Annotated in this window: 2 protein-coding genes and 1 pseudogene; all 3 read right to left on the bottom strand. The window is 65.1% G+C overall.

The annotated features are described in order from the left end of the window. Positions 1-1,919: pseudogene (locus EOA32_RS33275) on the bottom strand (DUF11 domain-containing protein); the annotation flags it as partial. Beyond that, the gene (locus EOA32_RS33270; protein WP_128373984.1) at positions 1,916-3,910 is read right to left on the bottom strand and encodes a hypothetical protein; all 1,995 of its coding nucleotides are present in this window, start codon (positions 3,908-3,910) and stop codon (positions 1,916-1,918) included. The pseudogene EOA32_RS33275 and the gene EOA32_RS33270, both read right to left, overlap by 4 nt. Before the next feature lie 553 nt (positions 3,911-4,463). After that, a partial coding sequence (locus EOA32_RS33265) for an alpha/beta hydrolase (RefSeq protein ID WP_148669999.1) occupies positions 4,464-4,693 on the bottom strand: 230 nt, incomplete at its 5' end.

The raw sequence follows: 4,693 nt of genomic DNA, 5'->3' as shown, positions 1-4,693 counted from the left end.
AGACAGACCTCGCCGGCAATGGCCTTCACCTCGGCGCAGTTCTCGACCGTGTCCGGCCGGTGGTTTGCCGGCATGACCGTCTTGACCACGATGGGCGTCGAGGCGCCCGGCGGCAGCGAGATGCCGGCATTGTCGCAGCGGAACTGGCCGGGGCCGTTCGGCCCGCAGGTCCATGGCGGGCTCGGCCCGAAGGCCGAGGAGGTCGGCGCGTCGCCCGGATAGGTGTCGATCACGGTCAGCGGCCCGTGATAGGTGCTGGTGCCGTTGTTGATGATATCGATCACGAAGCTGCAGATGCCGTCCGGCCTGCAGACCGGCATGCGGGCGCGCTTCTTCAGCAGCAGGTCGACCTTCTTCTCGACCCCAGGCTGGCATTGCGGATCGCGATCGCCACGGCGGCAGACCGGGATCGAGGCGCAGCCGCGATCGTTCTGCTGGCTGCCGAACAGCGGCTTGCCGCTCGCCTGGTAGTCATAGGCGGCGCAATTGCGCAGCACGCTGCCCTGCCAGCCGCCGGCCGGCTTGAAGCCGAGCTTGAGGACGGCGGAGGCGCCCGGGTTGAGCGTGGTTGCCGGATGGGTGCAGGTCATCGGCGTCGTCCCGGGCGCGCAGACCCAGGGTGGGTTCGGTCCCGACGACAGCGCCGACCCGGCCGGCAATGTCACCTCGTCGAGCACGATCTTCCCGTTATAGGGCGCATCGCCGACATTGGTGACCGTGATGGTGAAGTCGCAGCCGCCGGATATCGTGCAACGCGGCACCTCTGCCCACTTCTCCACCTTGAGGTCGGGCTGCTTTTCGGGCGGGCACCTGAGATCACGCGGAATGTCCATGTCGATCTCCTGCGTGCAGCAAAGTCCCCAGCCTTCCTTCGGCCCGGCATAGGTGTCGATGCCGGTGACGACGAGATGGATGGCCTCGCCCGGCGAGGCGCCGATGATCTTCCAGTTCAACACGCCGCCGCCGGCAGGCACCTGCTGGGTGTCGGTGGCGATGGTGATGCCGGGTGTCGTCGTCGACAGCTGCACCCATTTGCCGGCCATCTCCGGACCGACCGGCATGTGATAGATGAAGGCGCCGCCGCCGGGCACGCAGTCGACCGTGCCGCGTTCGACCTTGAAGCATTCCTTGCTGGGAGGCGGAGGCGGCGGGTTGCACTTGCTCAGGTCGATCGTGATCGAGGTTTTCACGCCGGTGAGGAAATCGGCGTCGTCGGGCTTGTCCGGATCCTGCGAGGGGATCGTGGTTGCCGGGCCGCCCCTGAAGGCCACCTTCATCTCACCCTGGTTATCGACCGTTGCCGGCGCGGCGAAGGCGGCATGGTCTATCTTGGCCGTGATCCGGAAAGTGATCACGCGTTCGTCGGCAGCGCCGACGCCGTCGAGGTTCGAAGCGCTGATCCGGAAATTGGAAACGCTTGCCGTATCGTTTGGGCCGGCCGATGTGCTGATCGAAGCAGCGGGCAGCGGTCCGCCGGAAGCGCCCGTGCCGTCGCCGACGACGTCGACGCTCACGATCTGCAAGCCGTGCGGCAACTGGTCCTTGAAGTCGAGCCTTGTCGCCTTCAGAAGGGCCGCCACGCTTGGCCGGTCGAAGTCCTGCGGGTCGCCATGGATGCCGAAGCTCAAGACGTATTCGACGCTATCGCAGCCTCTTAGGCCACCCTTCTTGGTGAAGAAGGGTATGATCCGGCCGAGCTCCGGATTGATGCCGCGCGATCCAGCGGTGATTTCCGGATTGGCGATCTGGCCGGCCGGTGCCTTGTCCTGCGCAAGCGTCGGCACTGCCGACATCATGGCGATCGCGACACCGGCCGCCATCAGCCAGCGCGCGCCGCGCCGCGCATATGACAGGGGTTCTATGATCATGCCCATGACGGTTTTGCGGGGGGCAGGGCGGGAAAGGACGAGACCGCTCATCTGTCCCTCCTCGGCGCTTCGCACTCGACGGCCGGCGTCCTGAGCGGCAGCGTCATCTTGCAGCAAGGATAGTAGCCGCCCTTGTCCCGGTCGGACTTCCGGTAGAAGCAGAGCCCGACACTGACGGTGTCGCCCGGATTATGGCCGGTTATGCCGATCGTGTAGGGCTTGCCCGGCGCATGCGACATGGGTGAGGTCACTCCGACGCCCGGTGTCTTGGACAAAGCCTTGATCGAATCGCCGCCAAAGCCAGCGGGGTCATGGAGATAGAGGTCGGCCTGGAGGCCGCGGGGTGTGCAGAAATACTGCACGTCCTCGACATCGAGGCATGGCGGCAGGTTGTCGGGCGGCGGAAAGTCCGGCGGATAGACGGGAGGCAGGAAGCCGCCGGGGATTTCCTCATAATAGCCGGCGCGGCCCTCGCAGGGGCGCCAGACCCTGACGTCGCCGACATGGCCCTGGACGTCCGGGTCTTCGAAATAGCCGTCGAAGTCGACGAACCAGGAGCCGAAGGGCGGCACGTTTGCCGGCTTGACCAGCTTGTTTGGCGTGAGCTGCACGCCATGCACGGCAAGCGGCCCGCCGGCGGCGAGGCGCTCGGCAAGCTCCGGATTGTCGCGCAATTTGTCGCCGGTGTTCACGACCGTGTCAGTGCAGACCGAGGTGTCAAGATTGCCTTCGGGGTCGTAGCGGTATTGTAGGTCGACGCCGCCTGCCGACTGACGGTTGCCCTGCGGGAAGCCGACCGCATATTCCTGCGGCACCTCGGCCCAGACCGATTCCGTTGCCGGATCGTCCGGATCCTCGCGCTGGTAGCGGATCACCGCGCCTTTGCCCGTCTCGGCGAAGCGGCTGTAATCGTAGCGGTTCTCGACCGGGCCGCGCTGGGCGAGATACATGAAACCCTGATTGTCGAAGGCGATATCGGTGACGGCATAATCTTGGTCGGCCTTGACCGTCAGTTCCCAGCGCGGATCGCGGCCAAAACCCCCGTCGCTTGCAATGCCGACCGACCAGATTTCGGCTTTCTCGCCTACGGAATAGTAGAGCCGCCCGCCATGGTAGGCGGCGGCCCAGACGCGGCGCGCATCCTGCGTATAGCCCCAGGTTCGGGGGTCTTCCGAATCGAAGGCAGTGTCGTGGATGTCCATCACGGCGCCGTCGTCGGCGACCGGGGCCAGCCCATGCGCGGGACGCCCGGCAACGCCATGGTCGAAGCTGTCGATCAGATTGCCCTCGATATCGATGCGGTGGATGAGCCCGGTATCGAGATCCGAAGCGAAGAACTCACGATGGGTCGGATCGAAGGCGAGGTTGCCGATGCCGGGCCCGCTGTTGGTATCGATGTCGGCGAATTTCGAGACGGCGCCCGAGATACCGTCGATCTTCCAGATGGTGCCCGGTCCGCCGCCATTTTCGGTGCCGAACTGGCCGTTCATGAAGACGGCGCCGGCGGCGCCGCGGCGCTGTCGCTCAGGCCGCCCGTCCTCGTCGGTGTCGGGCGTGACGATCTCGATGCCGTGCAGCGAGGTCGCCGCCGCATAGAGGTTCGGAATGCCCGACGGCACCCCATCGCGCACGCCGTCGTCATAGGTGAGGCCGAACACCTCGCCGATCTGGCCGGCTGTCACCTCGAAGGGCGGCGGCGTGTAGACGAGCTGGCCCGAAGCTGGGCCGCCGAGTTGCGAGACGTTGAAAATGCGCAACGAGGCCTGCGAAGTGTCGATGAAGGTTTCGTCGACCGGGTCGACGCCGGGCGGCAGGCCGCCCTTTTCGGAATCGGGAGAGCCGAAATCCGGGATGATCGTGCCGGGGAAGCCGGTCACCGCCATCGAGCCCGGATAGATGATCTGGGTTTCCTGAGCCTTTGCCGCACCGCCGAGGCAAAAGCCGGCAGCCAGTGCCAGGGCAAGCATTCCGCTGGTGGTCACGATCGCACGGCGCAAACCGCCGCCGCGAAAAGACACGAACGAGCCGCGGTCGCGAGACATTGAGCTCCCCCCGAAGTCTTCGGAAGAACCCTCCGATTTCGCCGCGCAAAACAAGGTAAGTCGCAGCGTTCCGGCTCGTTCGTCCCTGATAGAATTGTCTGTTTTCCGCCTGTTCACGATACGCCGGGTGCCTGGCAGGGTCAACGGAATCAGCCGAAAGCCGAGCGCGTCGTCTCCATCCCGAAGCCGATGATCGCGCCGAGCTCCTGTTGCTTTCTCGGACCACCGCGGCTCTGGATTCTGATCATACGGGCTCCCTTTCCGGCCCGCGCCATGCGGCGCCTGGCCGTCAGTCGCAGGCTGAGGCGGAAAGGTTCAATGCGGTCTAGAGCAATTCGAGAAAAAGTGTGAGCGGTTTTCCGTCCGGAATTGCGTCAGAACAAACAAGCCCGAGCATTTCGTCGTTTCCGTGAAACGGTGAAATGCTCCAGGCGCCCGGCTGGTAGAGCTGTCTTTGCCCGTCTCATGCAAGTCGCCGAAAAGAGAGCAGCGATTTTGGCATCAGCCCCGAAGCGCGGCGCTTGAATTCTCGACGCGACGCGCCTTGGCAAAATCACCAGATCCACTCGCCTCTGCCGAGCACGGAGACCGCCTCGACGATGCGGGTGAAGCTCGCGCGAGCACGACCGACCGTATGCCGGGCTCTCAAATAGCTGTGCACCAGCCCCTGTTCTTCGAACCAGTAGGCATACCCGCCGGCCGCGACGACGCGGTCGCGATAGGCCTCGCCGTCTGAGGACAGCGGGTCGCATTGGGCTGTGATCAGCACTGTCGGCGGGAGAT

It is taken from the genome of Mesorhizobium sp. M1A.F.Ca.ET.072.01.1.1 (genome assembly GCF_004023325.1).
Lineage (GTDB): Bacteria > Pseudomonadota > Alphaproteobacteria > Rhizobiales > Rhizobiaceae > Mesorhizobium.
This window is presented reverse-complemented; position numbering and strand designations above follow the sequence as displayed.